At 71.1% G+C, this 18,831-nt stretch carries 16 protein-coding genes; 15 read left to right on the top strand and 1 reads right to left on the bottom strand.

The window, feature by feature from the left end; translation table 11 throughout:
* Position 1 precedes the first annotated feature (1 nt).
* From KBX46_RS16920 to ahcY, 12 genes are all read left to right on the top strand, one after another.
* Positions 2 to 4,414, top strand: coding sequence for a toxin glutamine deamidase domain-containing protein (locus KBX46_RS16920; RefSeq protein ID WP_210793193.1), 4,413 nt, complete (start codon positions 2 to 4; stop codon positions 4,412 to 4,414).
* Positions 4,414 to 4,854: a hypothetical protein gene (locus KBX46_RS16915; protein WP_210793192.1), complete on the top strand. Its 441-nt coding sequence runs from the start codon at positions 4,414 to 4,416 to the stop codon at positions 4,852 to 4,854. Before KBX46_RS16920 ends, KBX46_RS16915 begins: the two co-directional genes overlap by 1 nt.
* 38 nt (positions 4,855 to 4,892) lie before the next feature.
* Positions 4,893 to 5,552, top strand: a complete 660-nt coding sequence (locus KBX46_RS16910) for a tetratricopeptide repeat protein (protein WP_307871286.1) — start codon at positions 4,893 to 4,895, stop codon at positions 5,550 to 5,552.
* A gap of 76 nt (positions 5,553 to 5,628) precedes the next feature.
* Positions 5,629 to 5,922, top strand: coding sequence for a hypothetical protein (locus tag KBX46_RS16905; RefSeq protein WP_210793191.1), 294 nt, complete (start codon positions 5,629 to 5,631; stop codon positions 5,920 to 5,922).
* A gap of 173 nt (positions 5,923 to 6,095) precedes the next feature.
* Complete coding sequence (nfi, locus tag KBX46_RS16900) at positions 6,096 to 6,761, top strand: deoxyribonuclease V (RefSeq protein WP_255509104.1); 666 nt, start codon at positions 6,096 to 6,098, stop codon at positions 6,759 to 6,761.
* A 309-nt stretch (positions 6,762 to 7,070) separates the two neighbouring features.
* Positions 7,071 to 8,129 carry a hypothetical protein gene (locus tag KBX46_RS16895; RefSeq protein WP_210793189.1) on the top strand — a complete coding sequence of 353 codons (1,059 nt, stop codon included), beginning with the start codon at positions 7,071 to 7,073 and terminating at the stop codon, positions 8,127 to 8,129.
* 70 nt (positions 8,130 to 8,199) lie between these two features.
* Positions 8,200 to 9,585 carry a phosphomannomutase/phosphoglucomutase gene (locus KBX46_RS16890; RefSeq protein ID WP_088946312.1) on the top strand — a complete coding sequence of 462 codons (1,386 nt, stop codon included), beginning with the start codon at positions 8,200 to 8,202 and terminating at the stop codon, positions 9,583 to 9,585.
* Positions 9,586 to 9,646: 61 nt separating this feature from the next.
* Positions 9,647 to 9,832, top strand: coding sequence for a Trm112 family protein (locus KBX46_RS16885; RefSeq protein ID WP_210793188.1), 186 nt, complete (start codon positions 9,647 to 9,649; stop codon positions 9,830 to 9,832).
* On the top strand, positions 9,829 to 11,025 hold the full coding sequence (locus KBX46_RS16880) for an SIS domain-containing protein (protein ID WP_088946313.1): 1,197 nt from the start codon (positions 9,829 to 9,831) through the stop codon (positions 11,023 to 11,025). The genes KBX46_RS16885 and KBX46_RS16880 overlap by 4 nt, the downstream gene beginning before the upstream one ends.
* Before the next feature lie 67 nt (positions 11,026 to 11,092).
* A complete protein-coding gene (locus KBX46_RS16875) occupies positions 11,093 to 12,082 on the top strand; it encodes a cation diffusion facilitator family transporter (protein WP_141907967.1) in 990 nt (329 codons plus the stop codon).
* 3 nt (positions 12,083 to 12,085) lie between these two features.
* Entirely contained in the window at positions 12,086 to 13,249 is a 1,164-nt protein-coding gene (manA, locus tag KBX46_RS16870) for a mannose-6-phosphate isomerase, class I (protein ID WP_088946315.1), read from the top strand.
* 278 nt (positions 13,250 to 13,527) lie between these two features.
* Complete coding sequence (gene ahcY, locus KBX46_RS16865) at positions 13,528 to 15,027, top strand: adenosylhomocysteinase (RefSeq protein WP_141907969.1); 1,500 nt, start codon at positions 13,528 to 13,530, stop codon at positions 15,025 to 15,027.
* 74 nt (positions 15,028 to 15,101) lie between these two features.
* Here the strand turns inward: ahcY and KBX46_RS16860 are convergent, their stop codons facing one another.
* Positions 15,102 to 15,260 (bottom strand): hypothetical protein, encoded by a 159-nt coding sequence (locus KBX46_RS16860; RefSeq protein ID WP_172861943.1) that lies wholly within the window; start codon positions 15,258 to 15,260, stop codon positions 15,102 to 15,104.
* 170 nt (positions 15,261 to 15,430) lie between these two features.
* Here KBX46_RS16860 and efeU point away from each other — a divergent pair, with 170 nt between their 5' ends.
* Genes efeU through efeB form a run of 3 tightly spaced genes read left to right on the top strand, consistent with a single transcriptional unit; the run spans position 15,431 to position 18,805 of the window.
* Positions 15,431 to 16,345: an iron uptake transporter permease EfeU gene (gene efeU, locus KBX46_RS16855; RefSeq protein WP_210793187.1), complete on the top strand. Its 915-nt coding sequence runs from the start codon at positions 15,431 to 15,433 to the stop codon at positions 16,343 to 16,345.
* Positions 16,346 to 16,368: 23 nt separating this feature from the next.
* A complete protein-coding gene (gene efeO, locus KBX46_RS16850; RefSeq protein WP_210793186.1) occupies positions 16,369 to 17,502 on the top strand; it encodes an iron uptake system protein EfeO in 1,134 nt (377 codons plus the stop codon).
* Positions 17,503 to 17,527: 25 nt separating this feature from the next.
* Positions 17,528 to 18,805 carry an iron uptake transporter deferrochelatase/peroxidase subunit gene (gene efeB, locus KBX46_RS16845; RefSeq protein WP_210793185.1) on the top strand — a complete coding sequence of 426 codons (1,278 nt, stop codon included), beginning with the start codon at positions 17,528 to 17,530 and terminating at the stop codon, positions 18,803 to 18,805.
* The last annotated feature ends 26 nt before the right edge of the window (positions 18,806 to 18,831 follow it).

Here is an 18,831-nt window from a genome sequence, read left to right as displayed (position 1 = left end):
GATGAGCGTGCTGCCGAGCCCGATCCCGCACCCCCTCGACCACGCACCCTGGGACGTTCCGGGCTGGATCTACGAGGCCCTCGACTGGGTGGTCGGGGTGCAGTGGCCGGAGGGCAACGAGCGGGCCGTCTGGGACGTCGCCGACCAGTGGTACGAGGTCGCCACAGTGCTCGCCGGCCCGCACACCGACGCCGCCACGGCCGCTGCCGAGGTGCACAACGGGTATGGCGGGGTCGGGGCCGTCGACGCGGCGTTCGTGGCGGCCTGGCGGGGGATCGCCGAGGGTGCCGACGCCCCGCTCCCCGTGCTGCTGGCGGTCACCGCCGACCTGGGCCGGCTGGTCGAGGAGTGCGGCTGCGACATCGAGGGCGCCAAGCTGGAAGTCTGGATCGAGCTGGGCATCCTGGTCATCGAGTTGCTCTCGGTGGCGGTCGCGGCGGTGCTGACCGCCGGTGCCGCAACCCCCGCCGCCGGCGCGGCGATGACCGCGACCCGGCTGCTGATCCAGCAGATCTTCAAGCGGCTGATGGGTCAACTGGCCAGCAAGTCCCTCAGACACGGGCTCAAGGAGGCCGGCGAACGGGCCGCCAAGGAGGTCACCCGGGGTGGCGTGCGAGGGCTCGCCAAGCGGGCCACCCGTGGAGGGTTGGAGGAGGCCGCCGAGGAGAGCGGCGTCACCCTGGCCACCCAGGCGTACCAGAACTCCACCGGGCGGGCGCACGGCCTGGACATGACCGACCTCGGCGCATCGGCGGTCGGCGGGCTCGCCGGCGGGGCCGTTGCTCCGCTCGCCGGCCTGGGCCGGCACGCCACCGGGCGGGCGGCCCGGGTCGGGGAGCACCTGGGGCGGGAGATGACCGGCGAGGTGCTCGCCGACAGCGCTGCCAGCCTGGCCACCGGCCAGGGCCTCACCTCGGTGGAGGACGTGGCACGCGCTGCCGCGTCCGGGGCCACCGGCTCCGCGACAGGTCAGACCGACCACGCGTTACGGGCACGGCTCGACGCGCAGGCCAACGCCCTCGCGGGGGCGTCATTCGCCAGCCCGTCGCTTCCGTCCGTGGGGGTGTCGGGGGATTCGGCTCTCTCGGGGGCGGCGTCCTCCTCGGGCGGGGCTGCTTCTCTGGGCGCGGCCTCGTCTGTGGATGGGGCGTCTTCTTCGGGCGCGGCCTCGTCTTCAGGTGGGGCGCCTTCCGGGGGTGCGGCGTCTTCTGGCGGTGTGCCTTCTGCGTCGGGTGCTGTGCCTTCGGGGGAGATCTCGTCGCCGGTGGTGCCGGTGCAGGCGACGGCAGTCGCCGCCACGTCACCTGACCAGCTGACGCCGCTACGCGCCGAGATGCCGACGGAACCGGCCGTTCACCCGTCGCGGGTGACTGAACTGCCGCCCGTCGCCGCCTCCGGCCTGCCCGCGGTTGCCGCCGAGCTGCACGTGTCGTCACCATCCTCGGTAGGCGTGGTGTCCGAGGTGGACGCCGCCGACCGCTCGCTGCGCCCGTCCGAGCCGACGCCGTCGACGGATGGGCCCCTGTCGAAGGTGGCGGGCGCGGCACATCCGGTCGCGGCCGACCCGACGCTCTCGTCGGTGGCTGCTGATCCGACGCTCTCGTCGGTGGGCACCGATTCGCGGCTCTCGCCGATGGCCGCACCTGCGGCCGGGACCTTCGAGCCGAGCAGCGGACCGGCCACTGGTGTCACGCCCGGCAGTTCGCCGCACACCCCAACCGCTGGCCCGGTCACGTGGTCTCCGTCGACCGGCGCGTCCCCACCGACGACCACCGTCGGCCCGACAACGCCGGTCACCTTCGGTGCCCCAAGCACGACCAACCGTCCGTCGGTCATACCGACGGTGGTGGGCCGATCCGCCGTGCCATCGCGCGCCCCGACACGGGAGGCGCGCCCACCCGACCATCCCGCCCGGGGCAGGGCGTCGATTCCCGTCGAGGTGGTGTTCGGCGATCCGGTCGTGCCAGCGATCGACCCCGACGACTGGTACGCGGCGCAGTGGGCCGCCGAGGCGGAAGCCGCCGAGCGGCGGCGCTACCAGGGCCACTACGAGTCGCAACGGATCGGCTTCGAGAACAACCGCCGGCAGGCGGAGGCCACCCGACTGCGCGCCCGGGCCGCGGAGCACGATCGCCGGGCGGTCGAGTACGCCACCTACGCCCGGCAGTTGCACCAAGCAGGTCACCGACAGTGGGCAGACGGCTGGCAGCGGGCCGCGAACGACGAGACACGCGCGTACGCCCAATGGCGTGACCTCGCGGATGCGGTGCTGGCCGGCACCACGGCGCCGCCGGTCGTGGATCTCGGCGCCGGCACCTTCGAGCACGCGAACAGGGACGTCGGCGCGCTCGCGCTCGGCGCGGTGGAAACTGCCGGGCCGTCCCGGCTCACCGGCGACGACGTGCCCCCGCCGATCGACGATTCCCGGCCATATGGGCGGCCCGGAGGGCTGCGCCCACCGCTCGCCCTGCACCAGGTCGACGTCGAACGGCAGATGCCCCGCGAGTGGGACGGCAGGATCACCCGCACCGCCGACCCCCGACGGGGCGGCTGGTTCCGACTGCTGAACGACGGAGGTCCCGCAGCCGACGCCACCCGAGGCATCAACTGCCTGGACTGCACGCTGTCGTTGTTCGAGACCTGGGTGCACGGGCGGCCACGAGTGTCGGCGCCGCGTACCTTCGACGGCTACCTGGACGGGGACATCCGGCGCCCGATCCGCGGCGAGGCAGGCGGCCCGGGCCGGGTGGAGGACGTCACCGGCGGGCGCTTCCAGCAACTCCTCGCCCCGCCGTCCGGCCAGCGTCCGTACGCCGAGCAGGCACGGCAGGCCGCCGACCGGGGCTACCGCAACCTGCGCGACCAACTGCTGCTGGGAGGCCACGGCAGCTACGCGTTCGTGGTCACCGAGTGGCCGCACGGCGGTTCCCACGCCTGGGTGGCGCTCAACCAGAACGGCACCGTGCTCTACGTCGACCCGCAGAACGGGGTGGTCCAGGACCGTCCCCTGTATCCCGACGTGGTGGGCATCGACGCGCTGGTGCTGAGCGGGGACGGGCGACCGATGCCGCTCGGCGGGCTGCCCCGGGGCCGGTTCAGCGAGCGGCCCGACCTGCCGGACCATCCGTCGACCGACGACAACGGCGGCCACGGTGACCCGTACATCAACCGGATGTACCTGCTGCTGGACGGCCCGGGCTCGGCAGATGTGGGTGACGTTGAGCCCGTCGGCACCTCGTCCGGCGCTGTTCGGGACCACCCCTCGACGAGCGGTCCGACCTCTGTCGTCTCGATGGCAGACACCCTGGACGAGATCTTCGCGGCCGGAGTGAGTCCCGCCGACTTCGCGGCGGCGATCGACCCGCCTGCGCTCCGTCGTCTGGTACCCGACCTGGACGAGTCGTCGGCGCGGGATGTGGCGCGGCTGTTCGGCGACGGCCGGGTCCGCGACATGCTCGATCACGCACGGAGGGAGCCGCCCGCCAACGAGCCCGAACTGGCCGACCGTCTGACCCGGGAGTTGGTGCGGCATCCAGACCTGGCGCGCCTGATCCTGTCGGCACCCGAACTCGCGAACTCGCTGACCGCACGCCCGTTGACTCTCTATCACCTGGCTGGTCATCAGCAGGCCATCGACGTCCTCGCCGAGGTGCTCGAAGACGTCGCCCGGTCGGAGGCTGTGTCGTCGGAGGCGGCGACCGACAGGGTCGCGGACCAGCCCCAGCCGACGCCGCTCACCGACGACCAGCGGCGGATCAGCGCGAGTATTCGACTGCCGGATGATTCGGCGAACCAACCGGGATTCGACAAGCGCCGTCAGGCTGACCCTTCATATCGGCAGCACTACCTGGACAGCCTCTACGCGGCGGCAGCGGTCGCCCAGACCGAGCTGAATCAGTTGGCGATGTCCCTGGCCCAGGCCGGTGATCGACGTGTCGGCGAGCCGGGCTGGCGTTCTCAGCCCAAGGACCGTCGCCGTGCCGAGGACAAGGTGGACAAATATCAGGGCGACGCGTCCAAGTTGCTCGATCTGGCGGGTGCGAAAGTCGAGTTCCGTAACCTCGATGACCTCTACGCGGCGCTTGAACGCGTACGTGACCATCCGGACGTCGTGATCGTGAGTTGCCAGGACCGGTTCATGTCCCCGCAGGACAGCGGCTACAGGGACGTGCAACTCGTACTGCGGATGGGGAACGGGCACATGGCCGAGTTCCGTCTGCACCTGGCGGCGCTCGACGCGGTGGCAGTCTGGGAGCATGCGCTGTATGAGGTTCGCCGTGATGTGCAGGCCTTGGCCCGAGCCGAGGGTCGTGCGTTGACACCCCGCGAGGGAGCCATCGCAGATGGAATCCTCCGACGGGAGCAAGAGCTGTTCTGGCAGGCGTTGCAATCGACCTATGAAGGGAACACGTGATGGTCCAGATGCCGGGCTTGGTGCTCCCGTCCTACTACCTCTATTACCAGTCACCGGTGAAGATCGTGACGACTCCCGACGGTGGTGCCAGGGTGTGGAGGGTTTCCATCGACACCGGCGGCTGGCACGAGAAGAACGACATCTTCAGCGAGATTGTCTTCGCCGTCGGTGGCGATATTTTTCGGCGTACCCCTGAGGAGTTCGTGCAGGAGGTGGAGCGCTTTCGGGCTCACTATCTGGAGGGCAACGGCCCGATATTCGCTCTCTACGAGACGATACAGGCGGTCAGAGATGTGGCGAAGGCCGAAGATCGCCACCTGACGTCGAAGGAGCGAGCCCTCATTCACGGGATCCGACAGCGGACGTTCGTGATGTTCGAGGAGCAGCTCCGCGCTGCCGGTGATCCGGGCGCGGACCCTGATATAGCGAGGGCAAAGTAGGCGTTGCTTCGCGAGCGGATCGATGGAAGGGCGGGTCGGTGACGACCGTAGGACTGGACGCTCGGTTGGTGCGGGCGCAGGAACGTTACGAACGGGCGGTGTTCGGTGGCGACGCGAAGCCGCTGGACGAGGCCGAGCGGGATCTCGCGGCGCTGGACGCTGATGTGGCTCTGACCCGTGGCCGGATCCTGCACGCCCGCTTCATCGACACCGGTTCGGAGGACCCTGCGGAGCTGCCGCTCTTCGGACGGGCAGCCGCCATCTACCGCGAGCTGGGCGACGCCCGTGGTGAGGGCGAGTCTCTCTTCTGGGTGGGCGCGGTCCACCAGGTGATCCGGCAGGACCAGGTGACCGCTGCCCCTGCCTTCGCCCGGGCTCGGGAGTTGGCTACCGCGGCGGGGGACGAGCTGACTCTGTCGTACGTGCTGCGGCACCTCTGCTTCGCCGAGCAGGCCGCCGGTCGCGTCGACGCGGCGCGGCAGTTGCTGACGGAGTCGACCCGGCTACGCCGGAAGTTGTCCTTCACCGCGGGGGTGGCGGCGAACCTGATCGGTCTGGCGGACCTGGCGGCGGGCGACGGCGATCGGGACGCCGCCCGTGAGCTGCTCGACGAGGCCGCTGGGCTGGCGGCCGGCAGTGGCGCCCATGGGGTCGGCCGGTGGATCGAGCAGGCCCGCGACCGGTTGGGCCTTGCCTGACCGAACGTAGGTCGCCGCTGTCGCGGAAGGCAGGCGGCGCGGGCGGGAAAGTGGCAGAGCCGAATAACATCGACGCATGGCAAGACCCGGTACGGAGAGCATCAAGTCCAGTCTCTGGGCATGGCCGGTCGGCATCATGATCGGTCTGGCTGTCGGCATTCCCGTTTTCGGTTCGAAGGGCGGGGTGGCCTTCGGTGTCGCCCTCGGGGTTGCCTTCGCGGTCGCCTTCGGTGCGACCAGACGTCGGACCGGCGGCGACCCCGTCGGCGGGGCGGCGGGGCAAGATGTCAGCTCCACGGACGCGGGTCAGGGCAGCATCTCGACTGACGACGCCACCGGGGCTCCCGCTGATGGCTCGCGCCGAGGGTGATCGACTCCGGTTTGGTGAAATCGGGGCATCCAGGTCCTTCGGATAGCCCGGTTTTCATGAATTCGAGTGGATCACGCCCGGACGCGGCGCCGGGGCGAGCGGCGGCGTCGGGGCGAGCGGCGGCGTCGGGGCGGGCGGCGGCGCTGGGGCTAGCGGCGCTGAGCCGTGTGGTGGTGCCGGGCAGTGTGGCGGAGGCGGTGGCCGTACAGGAGGAGTTGCGGCCATTGGTCGACCTGGTCGGGCCGGGCCCCAGCGCGCCCGCGACGGTGGCCGGCCTGGACGTCGCGTACGGCCAGGGTGGTGACCTCCTGGCGGCGGCCGTGACGGTGCTGGACGCCGCGACGTTGGAGGTGGTGGATTCCGCGGTCAGCGTGGGAGAGCCCGCGTTCGACTACGTGCCGGGGTTGTTCGCCTTTCGTGAGTTGCCCGCGCTGCTCACCGCGTTGGACCGCCTGAGCGTCCTGCCCGACCTGCTGGTCTGCGACGGGCACGGTCTGGCCCATCCGCGACGGTTCGGGCTGGCCTGCCACCTTGGCGTGGTCACCGGGTTGCCGGCGATCGGGGTGGGGAAGACGCCGCTGGTCGGGACGTGGGATCCGCCGGCCGCCGAGCGGGGTGCGTGGTCGCCGCTGCGCGACGGCGGTGACGTCGTCGGCCGGGTGTTGCGCACCCAGGACGGGGTGAAGCCGGTCTTCGTCAGCGTCGGGCATCGGATGAGCCTGGAGAACGCGACAGCGCAGGTGCTCGCGCTGGCCCCGCGCTACCGGCTGCCGGAGACCACCCGCACCGCCGACCGACTCAGCCGCGACGCCCTCGCCGGCGCCGAACAGACCGACTGACCGCACCGAGCGCGCCGACCCGATCCCACCGACCCGACCCCGCCGAGCGCGCCGACCCGACCCCGCCGAGCGCCGACCCGACCCCACCGCGCACGCCGACCCGACCCCACCGCGCGCCGACTGATCGCGCCCGGCGGGCCGGTCGGAACGCGCTCCGGTCGGACCCGTGCCGACCTTCTTCGCAGGTCGGCGGGCCGGGCCGTAAACCGTAACGCCGCACACATCCGGGCCGCTCTATGACCGATGGGGTAGGTGGGCCGGTAGTAGCCTGACCCGCGAACCCCACCCGGGGAGAACGGCGAGGTGATCATGACGGTGCGTCGACGCGCGGCACAGCTCGCGGCGGTCTGCGGTCTGGTGGGCGGCCTGGTGATGCTCGGTGCGTCACCGGCGCTGGCCGACGAGGACTCGGTCCGGGTGGGTGCGGCCAGCAGCTTCGCCGCCGGCGGTTCCCCGCAGGGGGTGAACGTCGCGGTGCGCAAGCGCACCAATGGGTGCGTTCTGCTGCGTACCGCACTGGGTCTGCGTCTTGAGGGTCTTGAGCCAAGCCAGGTGAAGGTCGAGGTCAACGCGGGCGGGCGCTGGTTGCCGGTGGGCGTCTCGGGTGGCGGCGGCACGGTGGCCACCGTGCCGACGTCGCCGACGAAGCCGACCCTGTGCAAGGGCAAGGGCATCACCGTGCGGTACCGGGTGGCGTTCGCTGCGGGTGTCCCGGGTGGTCGACTCGTCGTCAGCGGCGCGGGTGTCAGCGCCATCGGTCAGGAGTTGGGTCGGGGCAGCGACACGGCGAAGGTGGCCGGCGCGCGGGTCACCCCGTCGCCGACGCCGTCGAAGAAGCCGACGCCCACCCCGAGCCCGTCCGAGGTCGTCGCCGTCGACGAGGCGGTGAACCCGGCCGCCCCGGGTGTTGTGTCGAGTGCCCCGAACACCACGGCGACTGCCGCGGAGTCGTCCGGAGGAGGTTCGATGGTGATGTTCTTCGGCATCGTGATGGTGGCGGTCGGTCTGCTGCTCATCGTGCTGCTGGTGCGTCGTTCGCGGCAGGACCGCAAGCCGTCCGACCAGTCGCCCGAGATGCTGCCGGGCAACCCCGGTGGCACCACCTACCGCGCCGGCGGTGGGTCGCCGGCCGCGCCCGGTCGCCCCGGCCAGGTGTACGGCCAGCAGCCACCGGCCGCCGGCTGGGGTGCCGTGCCGTCCCCGCGCCCCGCCACCGGTGGGGTCTACGGTGCCCGTCCCGGCGGTGCCGGTGCGGTCCCGGAGCCGACGCAGCCGATGCCGGGGACACCCGGAACTCGACCGCTGCCCGGGGACCCGCCGACGGATGAGGGCGGCCACACCGCTTTCATTCCCCGGCTCCCGGGCTGAGCGGGGCGAGACACGAACCCTCCGTTAGGCTCAGGATCGGTGTCCAACTTGCGGCCAAGGAGCGGAACACGTGTCTGATCTGTCCCAGATTGTGAAGGCGTACGACGTCCGAGGGACGGTGCCGGACCAGTGGGACGAGCGGGCCGCCGAGGCACTGGGAGCCGCATTCACCCAGCTGCTGAACTCCACCGACGAGCCGGGCGACGCGGTTGTCGTCGGGTACGACATGCGGGCCACCTCACCCGGGCTGGCCGCCGCGTTCGCCGCCGGCGTACGGGCCGAGGGGCGCTCGGTGATCGAGATCGGGCTCGCCTCCACCGACCTGCTCTACTTCGCCTCCGGCTCGCTCGACCTGCCCGGTGCGATGTTCACCGCCAGTCACAACCCCGCGCAGTACAACGGCATCAAGATGTGCCGCTCCGGTGCCCGGCCGATCGGCCAGGAGAGCGGCCTGACGGAGATCCGGGATCGGGCCCAGGCCCTCCTGGACTCGGGCGAGGCCCGTCCGGCCGGTGAGCCGACCCAGCCGGTCGAGCGACGTGACATGCTCCCCGACTATGCCGCCTACCTGCGCAAGCTGGTCGACCTCTCGGGCATCCGGCCGCTGAAGGTCGTCGTCGACGCCGGTAACGGGATGGGCGGTTTCACCGTCCCCACAGTGCTGGGCGACGCCGCCCTGTCGCCGCTGCCGCTGGAGATCGTGCCGCTCTACTTCGAGCTGGACGGCAGCTTCCCCAACCACGAGGCCAACCCCCTGGACCCGGCCAACCTGGTCGACCTCCAGCGCGCGGTGGTCGAGCACGGTGCCGACATCGGGCTGGCCTTCGACGGTGACGCCGACCGGTGCTTCGTGGTGGACGAGCGCGGCGAGCCGGTCTCGCCGTCGGCGATCACCGCCCTCGTCGCCGCACGTGAGCTGGCCAAGCACCCGGGCTCCACCGTGATCCACGGTCTGATCACCTCCAGCGCGGTCGCGGAGATCATCCGTGAGCACGGGGGGCAGCCGCTCGTCGCCCGGGTCGGGCACTCCTTCATCAAGGCGGAGATGGCCCGCACCAATGCCGTCTTCGGCGGCGAACACTCCGCGCACTACTACTTCCGTGACTTCTGGTTCGCCGACACCGGAATGCTCGCGGCGATGCACACGCTGGCCGCGTTGGGTGAGCAGTCGCTGCCACTGTCCGTGATGGCCGGCGAGTTCGAGCGTTACGTCGCCTCGGGCGAGATCAACTCGACGGTGGCCGACCAGGCGGCGGCGGTGGCCGAGGTGCGGGCCGCGTACCCGGACGCGGTGGCCGACGAGATGGACGGGCTCACCCTGCGATTCCCCGACGGCGCGTGGTTCAACCTGCGCGCCTCCAACACCGAGCCGCTGCTGCGGCTCAACGTCGAGGCGCCCACCCGGGATCGGATGGTCTCGCTCCGGGACGACGTGCTGGACCGCGTTCGCCGATAAGATCGCCTGCGCCGGTCGGCACCGCCGCCGGTGAAGCCGCACACGTGGAAGGAGCCGTGCCATGGCCCTGGATCCGCAGTTGCTCGAGATTCTCGCCTGTCCGGACACGCACCACGCCCCGCTCACCTACGACGCTGATGCGCAGACGTTGACCTGCACGGAGTGCGGTCGCATCTTCGAGGTCCGCGACGACGTGCCGGTGCTGTTGCTGGACGAGGCGCGCGGCGGCCCCGGGCAGCCGTCGTGATCGACGGTACGGCCGGGGTCAGCGGACGTCGCGATGCCGATGAAGCCCTGCTCGACAACCCGGAGGCGCTGGCCGAGCACGACCCGGGCGGCATGCTCCGGCACACGGCGTCGGCCGGTGCGCAGGTCCGCGAGAGCGCCGCACTGGCTGCCGAGGCGAACCTGGCGGTGCTCGCCGACGACGGGCGGCCCCGAGCCGTGGTCATCGCCGGCATCGGCACGGCGGGGCGTACCGGAGACGTGCTGGCCACGGTCGCCGGACCGCGCTGCCCGGTCCCGATCATCGGGCACCGCAGCGCCGGCGTACCCGGTTGGGTGGGCGCGGCCGACGTGGTGATCGCGGTGAGCGCGTCCGGTCGTAGCCCGGAGGCGCTCGGCGCGGCCGAGGCGGCGCACCGGCGCGGTGCCCGGCTGGTCGCCGTGGGTGCCCCCGACTCGCAGTTGCAGTCGATCGCCGAGCAGGCCCGGGCGCCGTTCATTCCGGTGCCCCGGCGTGCTCCGGCCCGGGCCAGCCTCTGGGCGCTCACCGTGCCGGTGCTGCTCGCGGCCCGTTCCCTCGGGCTCGTGAAGGTCAACGAGGCGGACCTGGCGGAGACCGCGGCCCGGCTCGACGCGGATGCCGACCGCTGCCGGTCCGCCGCCGAGTCCTTCGTCAACCCGGCGAAGTCGCTGGCCCTGGCCCTGGCCGGCTCGATCCCGATCGTCTGGGGCTCGTCCCCACTGGCCACCGTGGCCGCCCGCCGGTTCGGCGACACTCTGTCGGCCAACGCCCGCTACCCGGTGGTCACCGGGGCGCTCGGTGAGGCCGGTCGGGGTCGGGTCGGGCTGCTCGACGGCGTCTTCGGCGGTCTGGCCGAGGGGGAGCGGGACATCTTCGCCGACCCGGCCGAGGACGACGGCGAGGGCACCCGACTGCGGTTGGTGCTGTTGCGCGACGGCGGGCTCAACGCCGAGGACGACACCGACGAGCCCTTCGCCGTCGAGGAGCGCCGCGCGGACGCGGTGCAGACCCTCGCCGAGCGCCGTGGCGTGCGGTGCGACGTGGTGACCGCCGAGGGTGGCTCCGCGTTGGAGCGGCTGGCCTCGCTGATCGCGGTCCCGGACTTTGCCTCGATCTACCTTGCCCTGGCCCATGGGCTGGACCCGATGGCCGTGCCGGCCATCACCGAAATGAAGGAGCTGTCGAACCAGTGAACGAACGCAATGGGCGGCGCATCATGCGCGGACCGTTTGGCTTCGTACGGCGAAGCGGAGCGGTGGCATGAGCGCCAACGGTGGGACGAAGGCGATTGTCGCCGCCCTGCTGGCAAACGTCGGCATCGCCATCACCAAGTTCGTCGCGTTCCTGCTGACCAGCTCGTCGTCGATGTTGGCCGAGTCGGTCCACTCGGTCGCCGACTCCGGCAACCAGGCACTTCTGCTGCTCGGCGGCAAGCGGGCCAAGCGGGCGGCCACCCCGGAGCACCCGTTCGGGTACGGCCGGGAGCGCTACATCTACGCGTTCATCGTGTCCATCGTGCTGTTCAGCATCGGTGGCCTGTTCGCCTTGTACGAGGCGTACCACAAGTGGTCGGATCCGCACGGGATCACCGAGTGGCAATGGGTGCCGATCGTCGTGCTGGTGGCGGCGATCATCATGGAGTCGTTCTCCTTCCGGACCGCCATCAAGGAGTCCAACCACGTCCGGGGCAACCAGTCCTGGGTGCGCTTCATCCGCCGGGCCAAGGCGCCCGAGCTGCCGGTGGTGCTGCTGGAGGACTTTGGCGCCCTGGTCGGTCTGGTGTTCGCGCTGTTCGGTGTGACCATGACGCTGATCACCGGCAACGGTGAGTGGGACGCCGCCGGCACCGCGATGATCGGCGTGCTGCTGGTGCTCATCGCCATCGTGCTGGCAATCGAGACGAAGAGTCTGCTGCTCGGCGAGGGTGCCGAGGCGTCCGACGTCGCCGCCATCGAGCGAGCCGTCACCGAAGGCCCCGAGGTGGAGCGGATCATCCACATGAAGACGCTCTACCTGGGCCCGGAAGAGCTGATGGTGGCCGCCAAGATCGGCGTGCCGGCGTGCGAGAGCGCCCAGGACCTGGCCCGGGGCATCAACGCCGTGGAGGCGCGGATTCGCGCCGCGGTGCCGACCGCCCGGGTGATCTACCTGGAGCCGGACATCTACAGCGTCGCCGCCGCCGAAGCCGGCACCGGCACCGCCGCTGACACCGCCGTGCCGCAGCCAGAGGCCGAGCGGTCCGGGGGCTGACTGGTGGAGCCACTGTACGGACCGATCCGCGACTACGCCTGGGGGTCTCGTTCGGCCATCGCTCTCCTTCAGGGGAGGTCGGTGCCCAGCGAGGGTCCGGAGGCGGAGCTGTGGTTGGGCGCCCACCCGGGCGCCCCGGCCAGCGTGGTCCGTTCCGGCCTCCGGGTGAGCCTCTGTGACCTGGTGCGGGACGAGCCGGGGCAGTGGCTCGGCCAGCGGGTGTCCGAGCGGTTCGGCAGTCGCCTGCCGTTCCTGCTCAAGGTCCTCGCGGCTGACGCTCCGCTGAGCCTCCAGGCTCATCCGGACGCCGAGCAGGCCCGGGCTGGCTTCGCGGCGCAGGCCGGGCGCCCCGAGGGGGAGCGCAACTACTCCGACCCGCACCACAAACCGGAGTTGCTGGTCGCGCTCACGCCGTTCGAGGCGCTGTGCGGTTTCCGGGACCCGGCGGAGTCGGCGGAGGCGCTCGCCGCGTTCGGCGTACCGCAGTTGGCGCCGGTGGTCGAGGCGTTGCGGGCCGGGCCGGCGGGGCTGAAGACGGCGGTACGGACGCTGCTCGGCTGGCCGGTCGAGCAGCGCGACGAGTTGTTGGGCGCCGTGCTGGCGTCGTCGGCCGACGGCCCGGACGCGGACCTGGTCCGCCGGCTGGCCAAGGCATACCCGGCCGATCCGGGCGCACTGGTGGCACTGCTGCTGCACCACCTACGACTGGTCGCGGGCGAGGGAATCTGGATGCCGGCCGGCAACCTGCACGCCTACCTGAGCGGCTGCGGGGTGGAGATCATGGCGGCCAGCGACAACGTGCTGCGCGGTGGTCTGACCCCGAAGCGGGTGGACGTCGACGAGTTGCTGCGGGTGCTGCGTTTCGAGGTGCTCGACGATCCGGTGCGGGCTGCCCAGCCGGTGGGCCCGGGTGTGGATTGCTGGCCCGTGCCGGTGGACGACTTCGCGCTGCACCGGGTACGCGTCGGTGCGGAGGTGCCCTCGGTCACGCTGACGCTGCCCGGTCCCCGGGTGGTCCTCTGCGGTGGCGGTTCGATCACCGTGGACGATGGCGCCGGCGCGGTGACGCTCGCGTCCGGCGAGGCGGCGATCGGCACGGCGGCCGGCGAGCCGTTACGGGTCAGCGGTGCCGGTGAGGCGTACGTGGCGACCTCTGGGTTGCGCTGACAGGCTCGTCCGGCAACGACACAAGTCCGACTTTCCCGGAATAGCTTGACGCTGCCCTGCCTGAGTGTGACTCTATGAGTACGCAGCGTTATCGCGACGACGGTCCGAGAACGTGCGGGGGAACCAAACCGGGGGGATGCACGGGGCGGGCGGGACGTGGGCGGTTATCCGTCCATCACCGACCGCCCCGTGCGCTGTCCGCAGCCCGTCCCCGGATGCCCGTCGCTGGCGCGCGTAAGGTGGAAGGTCGGCGCAGACATCGTTCGACAGGAGCTTTCATGACCAGCACCCTCCCGGCGTCCGCCAGCGGTACGCCGTCCGAGGCCCGGCCGAGCACGCTCGCCGAAGGCGACTTCAAGGTGGCGGATCTGTCGCTCGCCGAGTTCGGGCGTAAGGAGATTCAGCTCGCCGAGCACGAGATGCCCGGCCTGATGGCGATTCGCCGGGAGTTCGCCGAGGCGCAGCCCCTCGCCGGCGCGCGGATCACCGGCTCGCTGCACATGACCATCCAGACCGCCGTCCTGATCGAGACGCTGGTCGCGCTCGGCGCACAGGTGCGCTGGGCGTCCTGCAACATCTTCTCCACCCAGGACCACGCCGCCGCGGCGATCGTCGTCGGCCCGGAGGGCACCCCAGAGGCCCCGGCCGGCGTACCGGTGTACGCGTGGAAGGGCGAGACCCTCCCGGAATACTGGTGGTGCACCGAGCAGGTGCTCGCCTGGCCGGACGGTCAGGGCCCGAACATGATCCTCGACGACGGCGGCGACGCCACCCTGCTCGTGCACAAGGGTGCGGAGTTCGAGAAGGCCGGGGCGGTTCCGCCGGTCGAGTCCGCCGACTCCGAGGAGTACGGCGTCATCCTCGAGGTGCTGCACCGCTCGCTCGGCGAGGACAACCAGCGCTGGACCCGGATCTCCGCCGGCATCAAGGGCGTGACGGAGGAGACCACCACCGGCGTGCACCGGCTCTACGAGATGCACCGCGCGGGCACCCTGCTCTTCCCGGCCATCAATGTCAACGACTCGGTGACCAAGAGCAAGTTCGACAACAAGTACGGCTGCCGGCACTCGCTGATCGACGGCCTCAACCGGGCCACCGACGTGCTGATCGGCGGCAAGATGGCCGTGGTGATGGGCTACGGCGACGTGGGCAAGGGGTGTGCCGAGTCGCTGCGCGGCCAGGGTGCCCGGGTCGTGGTGACCGAGGTCGACCCGATCTGCGCGTTGCAGGCCGCGATGGACGGCTACCAGGTCGCCACCCTGGATGACGTTGTCGAGCAGGCGGACATCTTCATCACGGCGACCGGCTGCTTCGACGTCATCACCAACGAGCACATGGCCCGGATGAAGCACCAGGCCATCGTCGGCAACATCGGCCACTTCGACAACGAGATCGACATGGCCGGCCTGGCCAAGCGTTCCGACGTCGAGCGGGTCAACATCAAGCCGCAGGTCGACCTGTGGCGCTTCGCCGACGGGCACGCGATCATCGTGCTCTCCGAGGGCCGCCTGCTGAACCTGGGCAACGCCACCGGCCACCCGAGCTTCGTGATGTCGAACTCGTTCGCGAACCAGACGATCGCCCAGATCGAGCTGTTCACCAAGACCGAGGAATACCCGATCGGCGTCTACGTGCTGCCCAAGCACCTGGACGAGAAGGTGGCCCGGCTGCACCTGGGCGCGCTCGGCGCCAAGCTGAGCACGCTGACCAAGGAGCAGGCCGCGTACCTGGGTGTCTCCACGGAGGGTCCGTTCAAGCCGGATCACTACCGCTACTGATCGACGATTCGGGACCGGGTCGGCTGTTCGCAGCCGGCCCGGTTTCGTCGTTTCCGGCATCAGGGCCGGCGGGGTCAGCCTGACCGAGGGCCGCGGCGGGTGGGGCGGAACCACGTCCAGACGCACCAGGCCAGCCAGCCGACCGACACCACGGTGGCCAGGGCCCGCAGGCGCAACGCGCTGAGCAGCAGCACAACGGCCAGCACCGTCAGCCACGGCAGGAATGCCTTCACGGCGGGGATCCTCCCACAGTCGACCGGGGTGGCCCGCCCTCCCGAGGCCGAAGAGGCTGGTCAACAGGGCGAGTGAGCTTGTCGCGATCGACTTGACGCCAGCCCCGAGCGGGAGGAAGGTATGCCTGCCCTAAGTCAGTTGAGGCGTGCCTAATCAACTCGGAGCCCGGATGTTCGCCACCTACCTGATCGGCCTTCGGGAAGGCCTGGAGGCCACCCTGGTGGTCAGCATTCTGGTCGCCTTCCTGGTGAAGTCGCAGCGTCGGGACCGGTTGCCCCAGGTCTGGGCGGGCGTCGGTCTGGCCGTCGTGCTCTCGGTGCTCTTCGGCTGGCTGATCGAGTACACGTCGACCTCGCTGCTGGCCCGTTCCGAGGACCGGGAGCTGTTCGAGGCGATCACCTCCGTCGCCGCCGTCGTCTTCGTCACTTGGATGATCTTCTGGATGCGCCGGGCTGCCCGGACCATCGCCGGCGAGCTGCGGGGCAAGCTCACCGAGGCGCTGGCCGTCGGGTCCCTCGCGGTCGCCGGCATGGCCTTCCTCGCGGTGATCCGCGAGGGCCTGGAGACGGCACTGATCTTCTACTCGGCCGCCCAGGGCGCGGCCGGCGACAGTCGACCGCTGCTCGCGTTGATCGGCGGCATCGTCACCGCCGTGGTGCTCGGCGTGCTGCTCTACGCCAGCGCCCTGCGGATCAACCTCAGCAAGTTCTTCACCTGGACCGGTGCGCTGCTGATCCTGGTCGCCGCCGGCATCCTCAAGTACGGCGTGCACGACTTCCAGGAGGCCGGCGTCCTGCCCGGCCTGAACGACCTGGCCTTCGACATCACCAGCACGCTCGACCCGAGCACCTGGTACGCCGCCCTGCTCGCCGGAATGTTCAACGTGACTCCCGCGCCCACCGTGCTGGAGACCATCGCCTGGGTCGGGTACGCCGTACCGGTCCTCCTGCTCTTCCTGCGGCCTGCCCGGCGTACGCCGGCACCCGCCGCGACCACCACCGTCACCGAGCGCGGGGCCGAGACCGGCACCGAGGCCGAGGCCGAGGCCGAGGCCGAGGCGGCGTCCACGCCGCAGCGTGCCTGACTCCACGAGGAGAGACAGCTCAGATGCGTACCACCCAGTTCTTCGCGCTGGCCGCCGCCGGCGTGCTGGCGACGGCCGGTCTGGCCGCCTGCTCCGACTCCGACAAGGGTGACTCGACTGCGACCGGCGGACCGATCGTGGTCAAGGCCAGCGACACCGCCTGCGAGGTCGGCACTACCGATCTGGGCGCCGGCACCGCCACCTTCAAGATCACCAACTCCGGCGCGAAGGTGACCGAGTTCTACGTGTACGCCGAGGGCGACCGCGTGCTCGGCGAGGTGGAGAACATCGCCCCCGGGCTCAGCCGTGAGCTGCACGTGGAGCTGCCGGCCGGCACGTACCAGACGGCCTGCAAGCCCGGGATGAGCGGCAAGGGCATCCGGGGCGCGCTCAAGGTCAGCGGGTCGGCGCAGCCGCTCACCGCCGACGCCGCGCTGGGTGACGCCACCGAGAACTACCAGCGCTACGTCAAGAGCCAGACCACCGCGCTTCTCGACAAGACCGAGGAGTTCGTCGGTGCGGTCAAGGCCGGCGACGTTGCCAAGTCCAAGGCGCTCTACCCGGTCGCCCGCACCTACTGGGAGCGGATCGAGCCGGTGGCCGAGATCTTCGGTGACCTCGACCCCAAGATCGACGGCCGCGAGGAGGTCATCGAGGAGGGGATGGAGTTCACCGGCTTCCACCGGATCGAGAAGGACCTCTGGCAGTCCGGCGACATCAGCAAGGACGGCCCGATCGCCGACCGGCTGCTGGTCGACGTCAAGGAGATCGTGGCCAAGGCCAACGCCGAGAAGCTCTCCCCGCTCCAGCTCGCCAACGGCGCGAAGGAACTGCTCGACGAGGTGGCCAGCGGAAAGATCACCGGCGAGGAGGACCGCTACTCGCACACCGACCTGTGGGACTTCGCCGCCAACCTGGAGGGTTCGAAGGCCGCCGTGTCCGCCCTCCGCCCGGCGCTCCAGCAGCGCGCACCGGAGCTGGTCACGCAGCTGGACACCGAGTTCGCCAACGTGGAGGCGCTGCTCGGCAAGCACCGCGACGGCGACGGGTGGAAGCTGCACACCGCGTTGAGCAAGGCCGAGCTCAAGGAGCTCTCCGACGGGATCAACGCGCTCGCCGAGCCGATCAGCAAGGTCGCCGCGGCCGTCGCGAAGTGACCGGATCGCAGAGGGAGTCGAGTCGATGAGCGGAAGCAGGTTCACCCGACGCCGGGCGATCACCCTGGCCGGCGCCGGGGTGGCGGGGGTCGCCGGGGTAGCGGCCGGCGCGGGGGCCCTGCTGAACGGCTCCCATGGCCCGGCCGCGGCGAGCGACCACCCGGCCGGGGCGGTGCCGTTCCACGGTGAGCACCAGGCCGGCATCGTCACCCCGGCACAGGACCGACTGCACTTCGTCGCCTTCGACGTGATCACCAAGGACCGGGCCCGGCTGGTCGAGCTGCTCGAGGAATGGACGGCCGCCGCCGCCCGGATGACCGCGGGGCGGGACGCCGGGATCCTCGGCGCGGTCGGCGGGATGCCGGAGGCCCCACCGGACGACACCGGCGAGGCGCTCGGGCTGCCCCCCTCGCAGCTCACCCTGACGATCGGCTTCGGGCCGACGCTGTTTCGCGACTCCGACGGCCGGGACCGCTTCGGCATCGCCGACCGGCGGCCCGCCGCCCTGGCCGAGCTGCCGAAGTTCCCGGGTGACGCGTTGCAGCCGCAGCTCTCCGGTGGCGACCTCTGCGTACAGGCGTGCGCCAACGATCCGCAGGTGGCGGTGCACGCGATCCGTAACCTGGCTCGGCTCGGCATGGGCGTGGTGAGCGTCCGCTGGTCGCAGCTCGGCTTCGGGCGTACCTCGTCGACCTCCCGCGACCAGGCCACCGCGCGCAACCTGTTCGGCTTCAAGGACGGCACGGCCAACCTCAAGGCCGAGGACACCGACCTGCTGCGCGACCAGTTGTGGGTGCAGCCGGGCGACGGGCCGGACTGGATGGCCGGGGGCTCGTACCTGGTCACCCGCAAGATCCGGATGCTCGTGGAGACCTGGGACCGCACCTCCCTCGCCGAGCAGGAGGAGATCGTCGGCCGGAGCAAGGGCAGCGGTGCTCCACTCGGTCGGGCCGACGAGTTCGACGAGCCGGACTTCGCGGCGCGCGGCACGGACGGCAAGCCGGTGATCGCCGAGCATGCCCACGTCACGCTGGCCCACCCGAGCCGGAACAGCGGCGCCCAGTTGCTCCGCCGGGGCTACAACTTCGTCGACGGCTCGGACGGCCTGGGCCGGCTCGACGCGGGCCTCTTCTTCATCGCCTACCAGCGCGATCCGCGCCGCCAGTTCGTGCCGATCCAGACACAGTTGGCCCGGCACGACGTGATGAACGAATACCTGCGGCACGTCTCCAGCGGTGTGTTCGCCTGCCCACCCGGGGTACGCGACGGCGGCGACCACTGGGGGCGCGCCCTCTTCGGGTGACCGTCGTCGAGATGGCGACAGCGGAA

The sequence above is a fragment of the Micromonospora sp. C81 genome (genome assembly GCF_018070425.1).
GTDB classification, from domain to species: Bacteria; Actinomycetota; Actinomycetes; order Mycobacteriales; family Micromonosporaceae; genus Micromonospora; species Micromonospora zamorensis.
This window is presented reverse-complemented; position numbering and strand designations above follow the sequence as displayed.